This is a genomic window from Bacteroides caecigallinarum (assembly GCF_021530995.1).
Taxonomy (GTDB): domain Bacteria; phylum Bacteroidota; class Bacteroidia; order Bacteroidales; family Bacteroidaceae; genus Phocaeicola; species Phocaeicola faecigallinarum.
On the sequence record NZ_JADYTF010000073.1, the window covers coordinates 1 to 19,344 of the forward strand.

The 19,344-nt window shown below is 41.9% G+C and carries 9 protein-coding genes, 1 tRNA gene and 4 pseudogenes; 3 read left to right on the forward strand and 11 right to left on the reverse strand.

The window, feature by feature from the left end; genetic code table 11:
- Positions 1-192: 192 nt before the first annotated feature.
- Together I6E24_RS10505 and I6E24_RS10510 are read right to left on the reverse strand one after the other, a co-directional pair.
- Positions 193-1,390 (reverse strand): annotated as a pseudogene (locus I6E24_RS10505) (site-specific integrase).
- Positions 1,391-1,413: 23 nt separating this feature from the next.
- Positions 1,414-2,643, reverse strand: coding sequence for a site-specific integrase (locus tag I6E24_RS10510; protein ID WP_235328491.1), 1,230 nt, complete (start codon positions 2,641-2,643; stop codon positions 1,414-1,416).
- A 279-nt stretch (positions 2,644-2,922) separates the two neighbouring features.
- Here I6E24_RS10510 and I6E24_RS10515 point away from each other — a divergent pair.
- Positions 2,923-3,102, forward strand: a pseudogene (locus I6E24_RS10515) (tyrosine-type recombinase/integrase); the annotation flags it as partial.
- A gap of 25 nt (positions 3,103-3,127) precedes the next feature.
- Positions 3,128-3,901: a PDDEXK nuclease domain-containing protein gene (locus tag I6E24_RS10520; protein ID WP_235328494.1), complete on the forward strand. Its 774-nt coding sequence runs from the start codon at positions 3,128-3,130 to the stop codon at positions 3,899-3,901.
- Positions 3,902-4,059: 158 nt separating this feature from the next.
- On the opposite strand, the gene I6E24_RS10525 is transcribed toward I6E24_RS10520, so the two are convergent.
- The 3 genes and pseudogenes from I6E24_RS10525 to I6E24_RS10535 all read right to left on the reverse strand — a co-directional run bounded on the left by I6E24_RS10525 (position 4,060) and on the right by I6E24_RS10535 (position 6,987).
- On the reverse strand, positions 4,060-6,075 hold the full coding sequence (locus I6E24_RS10525; protein ID WP_018710110.1) for a KUP/HAK/KT family potassium transporter: 2,016 nt from the start codon (positions 6,073-6,075) through the stop codon (positions 4,060-4,062).
- Positions 6,076-6,305: 230 nt separating this feature from the next.
- Positions 6,306-6,710, reverse strand: a pseudogene (locus I6E24_RS10530) (hypothetical protein); the annotation flags it as partial.
- A gap of 193 nt (positions 6,711-6,903) precedes the next feature.
- A tRNA-Leu gene (locus I6E24_RS10535) sits at positions 6,904-6,987 on the reverse strand.
- Positions 6,988-7,156: 169 nt separating this feature from the next.
- Between I6E24_RS10535 and I6E24_RS10540 the strand changes: the two genes are divergently transcribed.
- Positions 7,157-8,200, forward strand: a complete 1,044-nt coding sequence (locus tag I6E24_RS10540) for a mannose-1-phosphate guanylyltransferase (protein ID WP_235328496.1) — start codon at positions 7,157-7,159, stop codon at positions 8,198-8,200.
- Positions 8,201-8,248: 48 nt separating this feature from the next.
- On the opposite strand, the pseudogene I6E24_RS10545 reads toward I6E24_RS10540, so the two are convergent.
- The 6 genes and pseudogenes from I6E24_RS10545 to I6E24_RS10570 form a co-directional block, all read right to left on the reverse strand.
- Positions 8,249-9,428: pseudogene (locus tag I6E24_RS10545) on the reverse strand (sulfatase).
- Positions 9,429-9,442: 14 nt separating this feature from the next.
- Positions 9,443-10,969 carry an arylsulfatase gene (locus tag I6E24_RS10550; protein ID WP_394800396.1) on the reverse strand — a complete coding sequence of 509 codons (1,527 nt, stop codon included), beginning with the start codon at positions 10,967-10,969 and terminating at the stop codon, positions 9,443-9,445.
- A gap of 290 nt (positions 10,970-11,259) precedes the next feature.
- Positions 11,260-12,759, reverse strand: a complete 1,500-nt coding sequence (locus I6E24_RS10555; protein WP_235328502.1) for a sulfatase — start codon at positions 12,757-12,759, stop codon at positions 11,260-11,262.
- Positions 12,760-12,832: 73 nt separating this feature from the next.
- On the reverse strand, positions 12,833-14,248 hold the full coding sequence (locus I6E24_RS10560) for an alpha-L-fucosidase (RefSeq protein WP_235328499.1): 1,416 nt from the start codon (positions 14,246-14,248) through the stop codon (positions 12,833-12,835).
- A 114-nt stretch (positions 14,249-14,362) separates the two neighbouring features.
- A complete protein-coding gene (locus I6E24_RS10565; protein ID WP_235328500.1) occupies positions 14,363-16,282 on the reverse strand; it encodes a RagB/SusD family nutrient uptake outer membrane protein in 1,920 nt (639 codons plus the stop codon).
- Between the two features lie 47 nt (positions 16,283-16,329).
- On the reverse strand, positions 16,330-19,344 hold a 3,015-nt coding region (locus tag I6E24_RS10570; RefSeq protein ID WP_235328501.1), incomplete at its 5' end, for a SusC/RagA family TonB-linked outer membrane protein.

The following is a 19,344-nucleotide window of genomic DNA, read 5'->3' on the forward strand; positions in this document are numbered from 1 at the left end:
AAGAACGTATTGAGTTCTGAAATAATATGTGTATTTTTGTTCATAGCTTTTAGTATGAGTTCTTTGAAGGTGGTACTTAAAGATACTCATTTTCTGTGACATACAGAACTAAAAGCTATATTTTTTTTACTTGCGAAACTTAAATTTATTATCAATGTTTGTTTCTTTTGGCAGTTCTGGTCTTTTGTACCATTAGCCCGTTCCGTACATCATTCTGACCGCCATCAGGTTGTCCATGTCCTTTGAAATCTTCTTGTCAGTAACCTCCGCGTACCGCTGGGTAGTCCTTATACCTGAGTGACCCATCATCTTGGCAATGCTCTCGATGGGTACCCTCCGAAATCAGGAAAGTTCCGAACGAATGGCGGCTTTTATGGTAGGACAAGTTTTCTTTCCGTCCTATCGCCACGCCCAGCTCGTGTATCTCGAACCACATCTCGTCACGGCTTGGAAGCGGAAACACGGACTTCGTGTCGTCGGTCGTGTTGTAGAGGTCGAGTATCTGTTCCGCTATCGGGTGCAGGGGGATGAACGCCTCCACGTTGGTCTTCTTGCGGTTGATGCGGATGTAACGCCTGCCGTCCGCCGTCGTGCCGATATGGTGCGGATGGAGCAGCATGATGTCCACATACGCCAATCCCGTAAACGTTGAAAACAAAAATGCCCTGCGCCCAAGTTCCTGCAACGGGTCGAGCATGGGTGTTTCAAGGATGGCTTTCAGTTCCGCACGGCTGATGTGCCTGTGCCTCGGCGCGGGCTTCTTCTCGTATTCCATGTCCTCCAACGGGCTGGCACGGAGTATCTCGTAGTCCACGGCGAGGTACACCAGCTTGCTCAGCCAGCACAGGCACTTGTTGATTTGTTGTGCGCTGAAATTCTTGTTGCGCTTCATGAAAGCCTTGTAGGAACTGCCGAACTCCTCCGTGATGTCGGTAAAGTCGATGTCCTCCTTACCCGTTGATGTGAGGTAATCTTTCAGGTACTTCTGATAATACTTTGAGTTCCTGTATGTCGATGTGGAATTTATCTCCTTTGAGCTGGCAAGCAGCCGTTCAAGCTCCCTTTCGCCCATCTGCAACAGCCTGGTGGGGATGACGGCTTTCCTTGCCAACGTATTCTTCAGTATATCCGCACTCACCACGTTCTGTTTCTTTAACGAATCCTCATAAGCAAGTTAAACGGACTTCTTGAACTCCTGCAAGCGGTTGTTCTCGCGGACGGTGCGGATGGTTCCCTTGCTGCTGTTCCAGTCCTCCGGTCTGCAATAGATACCGGTGGTAATTGTGGAACTCTTGCCGTCTATGGTGATGCGGCAGAGGACGGCGGTCGTGCCGTCAGCCTTTACTTTGCTACGGTTGATGTACGGTAATATGGAAAATGTACTGCGCATAATGAAATTCTGATTTTAATTGGTTACAAAACAAGTTTCAAGTCTTTGGTCGCCTCAATGTATTTGTCCATGTCCTCAAACAGCTTTTTCGGAGTGACACGGGCATAGACTTGGGTCGTGGTTATATCGGAGTGACCAAGCATCCGGCTGATGGTTTCAATCGGCACTCCGGCTTCCAGCGTAATCAGCGAGGCGAAGGAGTGGCGTGCCTGATGGTAGCACAAGGTGCTGCTTACCCCTGCGAGGACGGCAAGGGATTTCATGTGCCGGCAGAGGTTCGGATGGTATACCATCGGGAACAGCGTCGGGCGGTTGTCATCATGGTACTTCTCAATCAGGGCGAGTGCTTCCGGCAGCAGTTTCACGCTTGCCCGGAGCTCGTTCTTCTTGCGGCGGTATTTAAGCCACAGGTTGCCCTCATCGTCCGTGTAGAGGTTATCACGGGTGACGCTCACCGCATCCGCATAGGCGGTTCCGGTATAGCAGGCAAACAGGAAAAGGTCACGTACAAGGATATGCGTGGTGCGCCATGCGGGTATCTCCACGTCACGGATTTTCTCGAAGTCCTCACGGCTCAACGCCCTCGGTGTACGCTCTGTCTTTTGCGGTAAGGTGAAATTTGCAAAGAAGCATCTTTCCGCATACCCCTCCTTGTAGGCGATGCGGCATACCTTTTTCAAGATAGCAAGATAGTGGCGCACGGTATCCACCGCCAAGCCTTTCACGTCCATGACATAATTCTGGTAATCGTGGATGAACTGTTCGGAAAGCTGCCCGAAAGCGATGTCCTTCGTCTTGAACTGCCACTCGATGAACTCGCCCAATGTCCTTCTCATGTAGTAATAGCCGGGGTAGGTTCCTTTGGCACGGTCGATGCCTATACGGGCTTTCAAGTCCTCGCAGATGCGGTCGGTCATCCTCAGCAGGGTCATCTGCGTATCCATACTGCCTTGGAACAAGTCCTTGACCGCCGTTGCGTCAAAGTCCTGCCTACGCTCCACCAACGTATCAAATGCCGCATTGACCGCAAGCAGCAGCTTGTCCAGTTTCGCATTGGTTTCCACCGCCTTGCGGCTCTTGCCGTCCAGACGGCTTTCCCTTGCGTTCCACAACTCCGGCTTGCACGACAGCTTGCATCCGAACTGCGCCATCGTACGGTTCACCGTTATCCTTCCCATTATCGGGGCTTTGCCCGACTTGTCCGTTCCGCTCTTTTTCAGGTAGAGCAGCACCTTGAATTTTTCAACTTTCATACGCTTACTGTTTTTGTCGCAAAATTAACTTATGAGTAAGCGTCCATTGATTTGCAGAACGGTGCGTATCGGCGCAATCGGCACGGGCTTGCAACAATTTCATTTTCCGTGCGTTACCTGTCCTTGCTTCGGTAACTGACGGCTAACGGCTTGGTAACTGAAATGGCTCAATATTCCTCACTCCGTTGCGTTTCCGGCATTTGGCAGAATAATGAAAAACCGCTCATTTCAAACGGGTTACGTTTTGTTGTTACCTGTTTGCTGACGGCTGCTTTGTGGGTTCTGTTCCATTGCGCCCGTCACTCATTCGCCGTGAATATCCTCAACAATGGGGCGAACATCAAGACGGTTGCCAGCCTGCTCGGGCATAGCGGACTGAAACATACGGAGAAATACACCCGTGCGGTGGATAAATTGAAAGAGGAGGCGATAAACAGCCTGCCGGAATTAAAGTTTTAACCATAAAAGACTTACCTTTGCAATTATGGACTTTGAAGCATTAGTAAAACATATCAGCACGATGCAAAGCACGTTGCAGGCGCAAGCCGCACACGCTGTAAACCTCGCCCTGACTGCCCGCAATTGGCTCATGGACTGCTATATCGTGGAGTTTGAGCAAAACGGTGAAGACCGTGCCGCATACGGCGAACAACTGTTGAAGAAACTGGAACAGCGGTTGAATGTCAAAGGACTGAACGAGCGCAGCGGATTGTCGAAAAACAAAGAAGCCTTATCTGCTTTGGTGCAACGGCAAGCCATGCCGCTGCAGCCCAAAGACATTATTAACACGCCCGTTACGTTGGAGTTCTTGGGATTGAACGACCGTGCTTTGGTAACGGAAAACGACTTGGAGCAATCCATTCTCGACAACCTGCAGCACTTTCTGTTGGAAATGGGGCATGGGTTCTGCTTCGAAGCACGCCAAAAGAGAATCCTGATAGACGGGGATTATTTCTTTGCCGACCTCGTGTTTTACCACCGCATTTTGAAATGCCATGTCATCGTGGAATTGAAGATAGACAAGTTCCGCCACGAATACGCTTCGCAACTGAACCTATATCTTAACTACTTCAAGGCGGAAGTGATGCAACCCGACGACAATCCGCCTGTCGGCATCCTGCTTTGCACCGAGAAGGGCGACACGTTGGTAAAATACGCCACTGCCGGATTAGACCCGAACATCTTCGTGCAAAAGTATATGATAGAACTTCCCACAGAAGAGGAAATTAAGAAGTTCATTTCAACTGCAAACTATTAGCAATAAAAAACACTACTGGCGAAAAGAAGGAAAGCCATTCTTTCTCTTTTCGCCAGCACGTTTATTACTGCCAACAAGAATAGGTTTAGGTTAGTTTGGATGTATATACAAAAGACAGAACTAAACCGTAAATGCAGACGATAATTATAGCAAGTCACTTATGATACATTCTGTTCTTCCAAGACTATATTAGCATCATTATCGCATTTTTCAGGCTTAATCCGCTCTATACGACGAATATGTTTTGCCCTATTAGCTATAATTAACGGTACACGCTCGACAACAACAACCGATGTGTCAAGCCCCAACGCACTCGGTTCTCCAATGCCTATCTTTCTAATTAAGGCATAAAGGCTCATCAGCAAATTTTGTCGGCGGTTACGGGAATCTTCAGGATAATATATCCGGTGGATAATAATAAAGCGAAAATCACCCGGTATGCCATTCTTATGCAATGAAGGATAAGAGCTTGTTAGTTCTACTTCACCATCCGCAACAAGGTCATCAACTACTTGTCGTAAATAAAGGCTCACTCGCGGTTCTATACGAAAACCTATACGCATGGTTATACTAAACAATGTCCCTTTTATTAATGTGGAACAATTATATTCAAGTGTGTCTGGTGTATCCACAAATTCAAGGTTAATAAGCCAATAATGATCTGCCCGTTTAGGCTGCTTATTAATTATGGAATACAACAATTTATCGTCCACACAACCTTCTTTGTCTGCATGATTCACATAGACAAGATTAGAAGCATATTTGGATATGCTTTCGTCCGCCTTAATATCAGAAATAATGTTGTAGTATTCACTTAACCGTTTGGAAGACATATGTTTTCGACGAATTTTGTTGGCACTTACCCATACAAACATGATAAAACATAATAATCCACCTATTAACAGCGTAAACCAACCTCCGACCATAAATTTGGACAGGTTTGCAGCAAGGAAAATACCTTCAATAACACAATATCCGCCGACAAACAGTATTGATAGAATGCGTGGAATGTTATGCATATGCAAATAGAATCCCAACAACAATGTTGTCATCAACATTGTAATAGTTATGGCAAGTCCATAAGCGGCTTCCATGTGGGTGGAATCTCGAAACAACAATATAGTAAATATTACTCCAATATACATTACAAGGTTTACCATTGGAATAAATGACTGACCTTTTACGTTGGTAGGGTGCTTAATACGCATACGAGGCCAGAAATTCAAGTTCATAGCTTCACTCAATATGGAAAATGAACCGCTTATTAGAGCTTGGCTCGCAACAATAGCTGCCCCGGTAGCCATTGCTATGGAAAACAACAGTATTTCTTGTGGCATGATTGAATAAAATGGGTTCACTGTACCTTCTGCACTTTCCGGATGATGCAATACCCACGCTCCTTGCCCCAAATAATTTAGAATAAGCATCACCTTTACAAATATCCAACTGACCGTAATATTTCGTCTGCCACAGTGCCCTAAATCAGAGTATAAGGCTTCTGCACCAGTGGTACACAAGAAAACGGCACCCAATATCAGAAACCAGTGGGGGGATTCCACTAATAACCGTATGGCATAGTAAGGATTGAATGCCTTGAATACTTGAGGATAGGAAGTCAGACTGATAGCTCCGGCGATTCCAAGAAGCAGGAACCAAAGTAGCATAAATATGCCAAATGACCGTCCTATATTTTCTGTACCAAAACGCTGAACGAAAAATATAATGGTAATAATGGTCAGTGTAATAGGAATCACAGGCAGATGCGGACTGATACTTTCAAGTCCTTCTATGGCAGTTGTGACCGTAATGGCTGGAGTGATAATACCATCAGCAAGCAAAGTGCTCGCACCGATAATGGCAATGATGTAAATCCACCTTCTTCTGTGGCGGCGTAAAAGGGCATAAAGCGCAAGTATGCCACCCTCCCCGTTATTGTCGGCACGGAGAGCCACCAGCACATATTTCACCGTAGTCTGAAGAGTAAGCGTCCATATGATACAAGACAATGCGCCTAAAACATAATTTTCATCAAGAGCTTCTCCAGTATGAATGATGGCTTTCATAACATAGAGTGGCGATGTTCCAATGTCACCAAAAACAATACCCAATGTGATGAGTAACCCGGCAAATCCAAGTTTATGTTGAATATTGCCTTCTTTTGATAAGTTTGCCATAAAAAGTAGTTTTTTGTTCTACATATATTTGTTTTCCTTTTAAGCGGCGCAAATATAAAATAAAATCTTAACAATAAGATTTCACTTTTCTTTTTTCGTGAAAAATATCATATAAACCTTGACGATGGTCAAGGCTTGTCTAAAAAAAATAGTCTGTTTGAATTACGTATAACTATTAAACTCAAAAGCCGAAGTTATGGGATTTATCCTTCACCTCGGCTTTTTGCTATTTACTGATTTCCTAACCTATCAGCTTCCTTTTTCAACTGCTCAGCCTGCTCATTAAGCAGCTTTGCCCGTTCCAAGGCTTCCGCCTGCCTGCGGCAACGTTCCTCAAAATCTAGTACCGAATCCGTCAGGTTGCGGATAAAACGCTCGTCCCGCTGCCACTTGAACTTATTCTCCAGTCTTTCAAGGGTATTGCCGTCCGCTTGTCCCTGCATCAGCAGATAACGGTATTTCATGTCGTTGTCCTGCAACTGCCCCATCCGTTCAGCCAGACGGACATTCAGGAACAGGGACGTGGCACAGACAATCAGACCTGCCGAAAAGAGGAATAGCTTCGGGCGTACCAAAGAAGTTACTTTGTTGTAAATCCGCCGATGAAACGGTACGGGTTTGGCTTCTTCTTTTTCTGCCATGCGCTCATCATGGTACCGCTTCATTGTTTCCAGCATTTCCTTGAGACAGCCGAAAGTGGCTACTACATAATTCTTGACCTCCCCGAAAGATTGCCGTTGTTCCGGGACTTGCACCCGTTAGCTAATACTCATGCTGAGCGTACAAGAAAAAACCCTTGATAATCAGTTGATTACCAAGGGTTTGAAGTACCCAGACCCGGGGTCGAACCGGGATGGATGTTACTCCACTGGTGTTTGAGACCAGCGCGTCTACCGATTCCGCCATCTGGGCTTATTTTTATTTTGCGTTGCAAAGGTAAGCATATTTTTTATATCTGCAATATTTTTCTCAAAAAAATCCAATATTTTTTTATGTCTAACACTATTTAGAAACTATTAAACTCCTCAATTATAAAATAATGAGTATCTTAGCATAGTTAAATACACTAACAATTATTACCATGAACAATAACTACTATTGCATAATAATGGCAGGAGGTATGGGGAGAAGATTCTGGCCATACAGCAGAAAGGAATTACCTAAACAGTTTCTTGATTTCTTCGGTACCGGAGAAACTTTGTTGCGTATTACGTTTGACAGGTGTAAGGGACTAATAAATCCTGAGAACATCTATGTTACTACATATATCAACTATAAGGATATTGTAAAAAATATACTTCCAGAGATAGATGACAAGCAAATAATAATTGAAGAAGAAAGAAGGAACACAGCACCTTCACTGGCATACGCTTCACATCTGATACAGAAAATAAATCCAGATGCCACTATTGTAGTCATGCCATCCGACCAGATTATTCTTAATATTGACAATTTCCGTTCTGCAATAACCAAAGGATTGAACTTTGCTTCAACCTCTGGTAAACTTATAAATGTAGGTATAAAACCTACTAGACCTGAAACCGGATACGGATATATTCAGATTGAAGAAGAAGATAAAGAAGGTGATTTTTGCAGAGTAAAAACATTTATAGAAAAACCTGCATTGGAATTTGCAAAAGTATTCGTAGAAGGCAATGAATTCTATTGGAATTCCGGAATCTTTATATGGCATGTAACAACAATCATGAATGCTTTCCATGAAAACATGACAGAAGTTTGCCCACGTCTTGAATGTGAAACTCCTGATTTCTCTGCATGTCCCAACATTTCAATAGACTATAGCATAATGGAAAAAGCAGATAATGTTTACGTTCAGATGTGCGATTTCGGATGGGCAGACGTAGGTACATGGCAGTCATTGTATGACGCATCTCCTAAAGACATCAACCATAACGTAATTTTAAACAGCAATTCACTTTTGTATGATTGCAAAGAGAACATTGTTCTGATGCCAAAAGGAAAGCTGGTAGTAGCCGAAGGTCTGGAAGGATATCTGATTGCAGAACATGACAATGTTCTTTTGATATGCAAGAAAGACGACCAGAACTCAATACGCAAATTTGTAAATGATGTGGAAATGAAATTTGGAGATGAATATGTATAACGCTATATACTATTAAAAACAATAAAAGCCGGAATTAAAATCCGGCTTTTATTGTTTACAATCATAATACGAATTAGGTTTTGTAGGAACAGGAGCCTGAGTTTCATCTATCCAATCAAATATTTTTCCCTTCAAGTCCGATACCACATCCGGATTTACAGAAGACACATCATGTTCCTCCTTTATATCTTCTTCAAGATTGAAAAGTTCCACATTCTTATCCTCGTAATAATATATCAGCTTCCATTTGCCGGAACGTATGGATGTGTATGGTCTGGCTCTGAAACCTTTTCCACCATCCATATAAGATTCGAGATATGCCGGAAAGTGCCAAAAAATCTCTGTCAACTGAAGTTGTCTGTTACAGGTTCCGAACCACCATTATCTGAATTGAATACTATTATGGTATTGTCACTTATACCTAATGAATCTATTATGTCACATATCCTTCCTACACTGTTGTCCAATGTTTCAACCATTGCAGCATACACAGGATTTTTGTGGTATTTTCCCACTGGCTTGTTCTTATATTTATCCACTATTTTCTTAGGAGCCGTTATAGGCGTATGGACTGCATGGTGGGCCATATACAGGAAAAATGGTTTCTCACCATTAGCCGACTCTCTGATAAACTTGACAGCCTCATCTGTAAGTCTGTCTGTAAGATACTCGCCGGGAGTACCTTTCTCCAGTCCTATATGGCATTGGTTCTTACTGTTACAGTAAGGATAATAGTAAGAGTATGGCGTTCCAGCCCTACCTCCGGCTATATTCACATCAAATCCTCTGGACAATGGTCCTGTAGCATCCGCATCATCCCCCAGATGCCATTTACCTACATGTCCGCATCTGTATCCGTTCCTTTGAAACAACTCTCCAAGGGTAGTTATATCCCTACGTAAGTCTTCTATGTTGGGGACTGATATCAGCTTTCGTTTAGTCTTGTCCCCCTATCGGGAGGACTTACTGTAAATATGCCATGTCTTGGAGTATACATTCCACTCATAAAGCACGCTCTGCTTGGCGCGGAATTAGCAGCCGACGAATATGCTGTGGTAAACACCATTCCATCATTAGAGAGTTTATCTATATTGGGAGTCTCATAAAAATCACTCCCAGTATATCCGGTATCATTAAGTCCCAAGTCATCTGCTATTATAAACACAACATTAAACCTGCTCTCCTGCGAGCAGAGATAATAAGGCAGTAACATGGGACCCAATGTCATTATAAGTTCTTTCTTCATAACGGCAATGTTATTTTAAAGAATTCACTGTCTCTATGTTCCTTTCTGATTATATCAACCATCTTTTTAACTATGTCAGGATGATTTGCAGAAATATCATTATCCTCATGAATATCAGTTGATAAATCATATAGATGAGGTTTGCCTTTCTTTACAACCAGCTTCCAGTCGCCCATACGTACAGCTATCTGGTTCGTTTCATGAAACTCCCAATACAGATACTCATGTTTCTTCTGCATTTCATCATTCCCAATTAAGGTAGGAGCAAACGATATACCGTCGAAACAGTCACCTTCAAGTTTCTTGTTCAGATACTTTTTAGGAAATTTCTTATCACCAGCCAATTCGCAGAAAGTAGGCATAATATCATAAAAAGCCAACTGATGATCGTTCACCGTTCCAGCCTCAACCTTGCCCGGCCAACGGACAATAAAAGGAACTCTGATTCCACCTTCATAACACTGACGTTTCAAGCCGCGCAATTTTCCATCACGACCGAAAAATTCGGGGTCTGCTCCACCCTCTTCGTGAGGACCGTTGTCGCTGCTGAATATAACTATAGTATTTTCATCAAAACCTTTCTCTTTCAGCTTCGCCAATATTTCCCCAACGTATGCATCCAGACGGGTTATCATTCCAGCAAACTCGGCATGAGTATGCACTGCAGGATTGTATCTGCTGCCTTCCGATCCACCCCAAGTCTTGTCGTGGAAGAACTTTTTCTTATATGACTTCAAAATGGAATCATTCGGCTGAGCCAGTTCGGCATGTGGCAGCGTGTATGTAAAGAATCCATAGAAAGGGGTACTACCGTCCTGCGAATCTATCCACTTAAGAGCCTCACGGTGAATCATGTCGGCAGAATATTGCGGACGTTTCTTATAATCATCGCCATACATCGGATATTTAATGTTTTCATCCATAGTGACACGTACAGTCGCCGTATCGCCCTTCGATTTACTATAGCGGTTAAGGAAATTAGGATAATAGAGATGAGCCTGGAACTGACAGATAAAACCATAATACTCATCTATACCACGTTTGTCGGGAGTAGAAGAAGAGCCCTCATAACCTCCAGCCCACTTACCGAACATACCCGTAGTATATCCGTTCTTTTTCATTATCTCCGGAAGGATTATATGATTAGGATCGTACGGTTCCTGACCTACGACTGTATATTCATCATTGTCGCCATACTTCATGGTAGGAACATTCCTCCAATATTCCTTGTTTCCACGCACATGTGTATGTCCTGAATGTTGCCCTGTCATTATCGTAGCACGCGACGGTGCACTCACCGGACTACCGGCGTATGCTTGTGTAAAGCGCATTCCCTCCTGCGCCATACGATCCAGATTGGGAGTGTTAATATATTTCTGACCATAACATCCCAAGTCACCATATCCCATATCGTCGCATAAGATAAAAATAATATTAGGTTTCTTTGTCGCTTTAGCGGCATGAACTTGGCATATTCCAGTTGCCAATATTCCTGTAGAAATCATCAAATTCTTAATCATAATATTTTGAATTTTGAGGTTAAATCTTTAAAATTAAGTTAGATTAATCAGTTACGCCTAGTTTAACCAATCATTTTTTTGCATACGAATATAAGGATATTTTTCGGGATAAAATATTTCAGGACAAAACAAATTGAAAATTTAATATTTAAGAGCTTTTTAAACTTGAAATACAAAAGAATGTTTCTAAATATCAGGATACATACAAAAGTTCTATGCCCTAAATCTGTTCTTAGGACATAGAACTTTACCTATAGATTTATTTATTAATACGAGAATCTCTTACATCTCATTTAATCTACTTCATCAGGCCATGGAACAAGCTTACCTGTAGCCTTTAAAGACGGACGTTGAGCACCTACTTTTCTCAGATATTGACCTAAGTTTTCAGACAGTTCTTTTACTAGAGCAGGATATTCAGAAACTAGGTTATTATTCTCTCCTATGTCGTTTGGGATATTATAAAGTTCCTTTCTCCCTGTTTCATAGAAATATATAAGTTTCCAGTCACCTTTCCTCACAGTACAGGTAGGTCCTATTCCCGGACCGTTTTCCCCCCACAAGTTAGGACAATTCCAATAAAGGCTTCTACCCTCTGACGTCTTTCCATTTTTCTTAAGGAGTGGAACAAAACTTACACCGTCAATAACCTGTGGAGCCTTATATTCTGTAACACCCGCCATTTCAAGTATTGTAGGATAATAATCCTCTGCTATAACATAGTCGTCACACCGGCTTCCCGGTTCTGTAACTCCAGGCCAGCTGACAATCATCGGTTCACGAATACCACCTTCATAAGCTGAACCCTTGCCACATTTAAGAGGTGCATTCTGTGTAAACAAAGGCTCATCACGCCACTCGCTTCCTGTTGCATATCCTCCATTGTCACCCATAAAAAGAATAATAGTATTATCTGCCTCACCGTTCTTTTCAAGCCAGTCCATAATATCTCCAAGACTCTTGTCCATACCTTCTATTAATGAAGCATACGCAGCCTCTTTATCGGACATACCTTTTTTCTTGTATTTGTCAAAAAAGCGCATATCCTTATCTATTGGAATATGAATGGCATAATGAGACATATATAAATAGAAAGGCTGATTATATTGTTTAGCTTTATCCAATGCCTTTATAGCTTCCAATGTCAATGCTTCTGTAACGAATGTTCCGGTCTTCCAATATTTTTCCAATCCGGGAACAGACATAAGCGATGTAGGATTACCTTGATCATCATGACCATAACTCAACTCACTCAGATAAGTAGCCAATCCACCTGCCGCATGCCCGGAGATATTGGTTTCAAACCCGAAATGTGTAGGATTCTCTCCCGGAGTATCTATAGCTCCCCAATGAGCCTTTCCACAATGAATAGTATGGTATCCACTATCCTTCAGATACTGAACAAATGAAGTTCCAACAAATGTATTGTTTGTCCCTGACACCTGTGCTATACCATTATAGTTCCAGTCCGGCATCATAAGAACATCACTAGCACGGTCTGTTGATTTATTCTTCTGAAGTGTCCAGTTTGTAACTCTATGGCGTGAAGCATTGGCACCGGTCATGATACTACATCTTGTAGGAGAACTAATGCTGGAAGCATATGCCTGTGTAAACAACATTCCTTGTCTGGCAAGACGTTCCATATTAGGAGTCTCATAAAGCCTATTAAAGTCAGTTTTCTGAGTCCAAAAAGGAACTGACGTATCCTGCCACCCCATATCATCTACCAGGAAAAAGATAATATTAGGCCGACTATTCTCTTTTTGAGCAAAAATATGCTGCGAAGGCATAGCCGAAAGTAAAGAGAAGGCAACCCATGAGCCGGATATTGTATAAAATGATTTTTTCATAACGTTAAAAGATTTATTCAGAACAATAATATACACTGAAATTAGTAACTACCGGTGTATCCAGACACCCTTTTATATCAAGGCGAACAGCATCTGTTTCTACTGTTTCGAATGATTCAATTCGCTTATTTCCAACAGACGAACCTTCACAGACTGTTTTCCATTTACCATCTACCTTAACCTTTACCTGATAACTACGAATGCGCTCACCAAACTGAATATCCTCCTGAATCATATAATAATTTACAGGTTGTTTTTTATCAAGCCTGATTGTAAATGACTTCTTTTCACCGGCAACTTTGGACAACGGTGTTTGGAAACGTCTGTTTATCTCCGTTCCCCACTCTTGCAGGCGTTTTACATCACCATCAGGAATAAGACCGTCAGGATTTGGTGTCAGTCCAATCATCAATGTAGCATTACGACCTACAGATTTTTCATACATATCCATAAGATTTTCCAAAGGATATACAGCCTTATCATCATCACCAGGCTCCCAAAACCACTCATGTCTTCCATTATAGCCACGCAGAGGAGCATCAGCCATTGCCGGTACCCAATATTTACCGTCAGGATCTCCATGAACCAACAGACGAGTGTGTTCATTCTTATCTTCAGTTGCATTGCTATGACTGAACGGATAAGGGAAAGTACTCCAGCACGGATAACCCACTGTTCCGCTTTCAGAGCCACCCCATCTTAAGTCGGCACGATTGACATTATGATAGAATAAACAATTTGGCTGGTATTTGTTTACAATAGGTTCCACATCCGGTCCAAGGCCTTTAGGGTCATCAGCTCCACCATCAAACCAAATCATAAACAGCTCTCCATATCTTGTGCAGATTTCGGTTACCATTTTTTCGCACAGACGTTTGTACCACTCCTGTCTGTTTTTGGCAAATTCTCCTTCTCCTTCAGCTTTAAAATTATGAATACCAAACAGTGAATTCCATCTTATTCCTATATAAATACCCGGCTGTATGCCATATTTGCGGCATGAATTAACAAAGTCTCTGACAATATCGCCCTTTCCGTCCCTCCATTTGACAGCTTTCAGACAGTATGGATTAACATCGCTCTGCCATAATCCAAATCCGGTTTCATGTGTTGCTGTCAGAATCGCAAATTTGGCTCCTGCAGCCTTGGCAGAAAGTATCCACTGGTCTGTATCAAGTTGGGTAGGATTGAATATGTTATAGTCTTCTACCGGGGTAATACGATTATTACCTTGTCCGTAAATCTGTCCGTCGAAAACATGTAAGTCGTAGTGAAAAACTACTCCCATTTCAGATTCACTCCATTTAATCTGATGAGGAGCAGGTACAACTATCGGTTTTTCTTCTTTGGCTTTTAATGTTGCACTGTCTGTCAGATTTAAGCAGTTAAAGCATGTAATGGCACAAAAAATTGATAAAAATCTTCTCATAAACAGATTGTAATTGTTATAAATGTATTTTATTTAAAAAGTGTACCAAAGCATTTTTTATAACCTTGGTACACTAAAAGGCTCATTTATAATATCTAATACCTATGATTATTATTATTTAATGGCAAAACCTCCGGCTTCTACTGGCCATCCAGGATTCTGGTAGACAACAGATGTAGATACATCACCACCTTCTTCCGGAGTCGACAATCTAAATACATCGTATGAAAGTGGAGACAGATAGTTTGCGACTTCAAAATTATATCCTCCAAATTCATTTACCGCTGCATTGTTCCAATAAGGACGCAAATATGTGCTTTGTTCTTTTGGAACAGGATTGAATGTATTGTCTACCTTCTCGTAAGCACTTGCCATTTCCGCCCAGTAATTCATACCCTCAACATGATAATTTTTCATCATATCGAGTGCACGCCATCTGTACAAGTCATCTTTACGTAATCCTTCTGCAATAAACTCGCATCTTCTTTCACGGCGGATATTATACATAAGAGCACTTACAGTTTCAGTACCGGAATATTTCGCAAGGTCTATTTCCTTACTAAGGTCCGTTGCATTTACTGTCTTCATATAGTCAGTGTCAACACCGGCACGCTTACGTAAAGCTTTCCAATATACATCACTGTTAGGATCAAGATTACCGTCAAGCATACAGTCGGCTTCAATGTAGTTAAGATAAGCTTCGGCTGCGCGGAAAATAGGTAATCCTAAAGGGAATGGAGAATTTATTGCAACATCATTATCTATCCATCCTTTTCTTGGGATATAACCAGTAGTTGTAAGATATATAGAACCTGTAGAAGTAAATGCAGGATACTGGAACATTACATCACCATTACCATCTGTCACTATTTTATCACCTGGGGATATCATAGAAGTGACAAGACGTTTGTCTCTGTCGGCCACTACTTTATCAAGCGAAGTGTCGCCCTGATATAATTCTGATGCATACCAAGGTAATCCGTCTGTCATTATAAAACTTTCAACCAAAGAGCGTGTATAACCAGTGTTGCTACCATGAGATCTTACAGCCATATTACCTTCTGAGTCTGTAGAGATATTGTAACCATGAGTCGCACCAACAACCTGATTTTGAACCTTTGCATCAGCACTATACATTCTCCACAATAAAATTTCATTTTGGCTTGAGTAGTCTGTTTTATTGAACAACCCTGCATAATCGGATTCCAAATCAACGGCATCCGCAACAGTTTTTGCAGCTTCCATTGCTTCTGTAAGGAAGAAATTAATTTCAGTCTCAAGATTACCTGAGAATGTACCTCCGGGCCATCCCGGTCCGCCAGGAACCCGCGCTGTGCCGCTGTGGTATTTTTCCCATGAAGCTTCATAGAGAGCAACTCTTGACTTGAACAAGAGTGCTGTTTCTCTGTTTATTCTATGGTTGGTGATATTGTTTGATTTTGGCTGTAGCTTTTCAATAGCCATATCAAGGTCATCAAGAATAAATCTTGCTACTTCGTTACGTGGCTTACGCTTATTGGCTTCCACATTGGCCACATAATCACCGTCTGTAAGAACTTCTGTAATAATAGGAAAATCACCGTACGACTTCAGGAAGTTGAAATAAATATAAGCACGGAAGAAATACATTTCACCAATATACTGCTGTACATTAGTTGAGTTTGTCAATGTTCCATTTTCCAGATTCTGTGCAGTCTGTGTAAGAAATCTGTTGCAGTCTCTTATGGCCGAGAAGTTTCCATAGCTTCCACTTGCAGGAACCTGTATTCTTTGAGGAATAAAGTTATCGTTCGGAGTTACGTTTGCCTGGTTATCACTATTGTTGTCGGTAAGGAAATATCCAAATGTACCGGTACCTGTTCCATGGTCAGGTAAAAAATCATATTTGGCATTACAGTATGGCTCCAATTGATTTTCCGCTGTAAAGAATCCTTCATCTACATTATCGGAAAGAGGTTTCTTGTCTAGAAAGTCAGAGCAGGCAGTTGTCATCATTGCCAAACCCGACAAAATATATATATGTCTTAGTCTCATAATTAAAGATTTTAAAATTATTACTTATTTACTGCCAATAATAAATTTTATAAAGTAATGTTAACACCACAAGATATAGTATAGCTTAATGGATATGTCATACCATTCTGATAAAGAGCTTCAGGGTCAAAGTTCTTGTTGATGGATGTACCAGTCCAAAGATTATCGCCAGAGAAGAATATTCTTACCCTTTCAAGATTTGCTTTTGTAACCCATTTTTTAGGTAATGTATATCCAAGTTGCAGGTTCTTCAGACGTATGTATGCTGCATTCTGCAAGTATCTTGTCTGACAGTAGTGGTTCTGGTTATTATTGTATATAGGTCTTGGGAAATAAGCATCTGTATTTGCTCCAAGCTCATCGCCTTCAGGACGGAAGAAATCCCAATGCTCTTCATAACCGGTAGAACTCCATTCATTTCCGTTCATACCCCAGAAAATCATACCGTCAAGCCAGTAGTCGCGTTTTGCCACACCCTGGAACATTATACTGAAGTCGAATCCTTTATATTGCGCTCCGATGTTCAGACCGAAACGGTATCTTGCAGTATTGTTACCTATAATGGTACGGTCGCCTGGATTGTCAAGTGTATTTTCTCCTGTAGTAATTTTACCGTCACCGTCAAGGTCTTTATACATTATATCACCGGCCTTCCATTGTCTTGTGCCTTGTGCCAAGGCACTCTGGTCAACTTTTTCAAGATGTGCCTGCATTTCCCCATCCGTCTTAGCCATACCTTCTGTTACATATCCCCAGATACTACCCAATTCCATGCCTTCATAATAGTTTCCTAAATTCTTGCTTGCATTAGGGTATTCGGTTACAAATGTTCTGGAATCTGACAGGTTGAAAGCGATATTATAGCTGAAATCGTTAATTCTGTCCTGCCAGTTGAGCTGTAATTCCCAACCTTTTGTGCGCAGTGAAGTATTGTTTCTGCTTGGTGCGCTTGTTCCTACTACCGGTGATATTTCCTGTGCAGGTCCCACCATATCTTTGGTGTCGCGTATAAAGTAATTGAAGTAACCGGTCAGTCGGTTGTTCAATGCACCGAAGTCTACACCATAGTTATAATTGTAAATACGTTCCCATGTAAGGAGCGAACTTACAATAGCAGGAGAATATGCTACATTCGACTTGTTGGCTGTATCGGTTAGCCATCTTCCTCCTGTATCAGGACTACCTACAGTAATATTCTGTATGGCATATGTAGGATACCAGCTGTCGGTATTCTGGTTACCCAGACTACCGTATGAGAATCTTGGTTTAAACAGATTGATAGCTTCTGAAAGAGGTTCCCAGAAGTTCTCTTTTGCAACATTCCATCCTAAAGAGAAAGAAGGGAAGGTTGCCCATCTGTTATCGTCTCTGAATCTTGAAGAACCGTCGCGTCTGATGTTGAATTCTACAAGATACTTGCCGTCCCAGTCATAATTGAAACGTCCGAAATATCCTAAAGAAGCCCATTCTCCCATTGAACCGCCGTTACTGCTTACTCCGTTTGATGTATTGATGCTTGGAACATTATCATCTATCACATCAGAACGCTTTGCCCAAACTGTATTATACCTGTAACTTTCGCTGTTGAAACCAACGAGGAACTTGAAGTTATGGTTGTCCCAAAGTGTTACACCATAGTCTGCAAATGCAGAAGCTGTAATCAGTGTATTACGCGACTGCTCACTGTAAGCCCATGTCTTACCGGCTGCAAGATCGGCATCACCACCCAACCATTGTTCGGGAACTGGATTATTATCCTTATCATACAAATACACTTTGGCAACATTATACAAATGTTCATAACTTCCGGTTCTTACAGAGAGGTCACCGTTTATGGTAAGTCCTTTTATTGGAGTTATAATCAGTCGGCCTTGAGTAAAATATGTATCATCCTGTGTATTTGAGCGTCCTCCCGAAGTAAGCTGCATAAGTTTCGGGTTACGTGTATAATGTCCATTGTTGTCGTACAATGGCATATTAGGATGAAGTTTAGTAGTTTCCTGGAAGAAACGGTCGCCATAAAGTTTCAGGAAAGTAGGCATACCTATATCTTCACGTATAAATCTGGTGTTTACTTCAACTCTTAACCAGTCCGTAATTTTTGCGCTTACTTTAGCGCTTGTATTATAACGTCTTTTCTGGTCGTCAGCATAATTCATCTGTCCTTCCTGTGAGAGGAATGCTCCCGAAAGATAATATTGTATTCTTTCGTTACCACCAGAGACACTCAGATTATGTTCCTGTCCGAATGCAGTCTTGTCGATAAAGTTTCTTGGCCAGTTCTGGTTATCATTAGAGTTGATATTGAAAGCAAAACAGTTTCCGTTCTGCGAGAGTGACGGGTCGGCAGTAGTTGTTATTTCACCGTTCATATACTGTTTAATTCTTTCCATTGTAATATCAGAGAATATAGGATTCATACCTGTACCTGAGTTTTCTGCCGCACGGTTGAAATACTGTGCAAAGGTATATGAATCGAGCATATCAGGTATATTGGTAGGTCTCGACCATCTCATATTGTTTGAGTACTGAATTTTTGCCTTGCCTTCTGTACCGTTCTTTGTTGTTACAAGGATAACACCAAAAGGCGCACGTGAACCATAAATAGAAGCGGAAGCCGCATCCATCAATACAGATATATTGTCGATATCCTGAGGATTAAGAGAATTGATATCGCCTTCTACACCATCAATAAGAACAAGAGGGGAAGCACTTGAGCCGGTACCGAGGTTACCCACACCACGTATATTAAGCGACGGACTTGCGTCAAGTTTACCACCGGCATTTGGAACGCTCACATTAAGTCCCGGTACAACACCCTGAAGAGCCTGACCCACAGATGTAACAGGACGGGATTCAAGGACTTTATTGTCGACCGAAGCAACAGCACCGGTAAGATTTACTTTCTTCTGTGTTCCAAAACCTACAACTACAACTTCATCAAGTGGCAGTATCTGATACACATCATTGTGAGAAAGTTGATCGGGATTTCCGTTATTGGGTGAAGTCCAGTGTTGTAGTTTTTGTGATACCATATCATAAAGGAATATACCTTCTTCTAA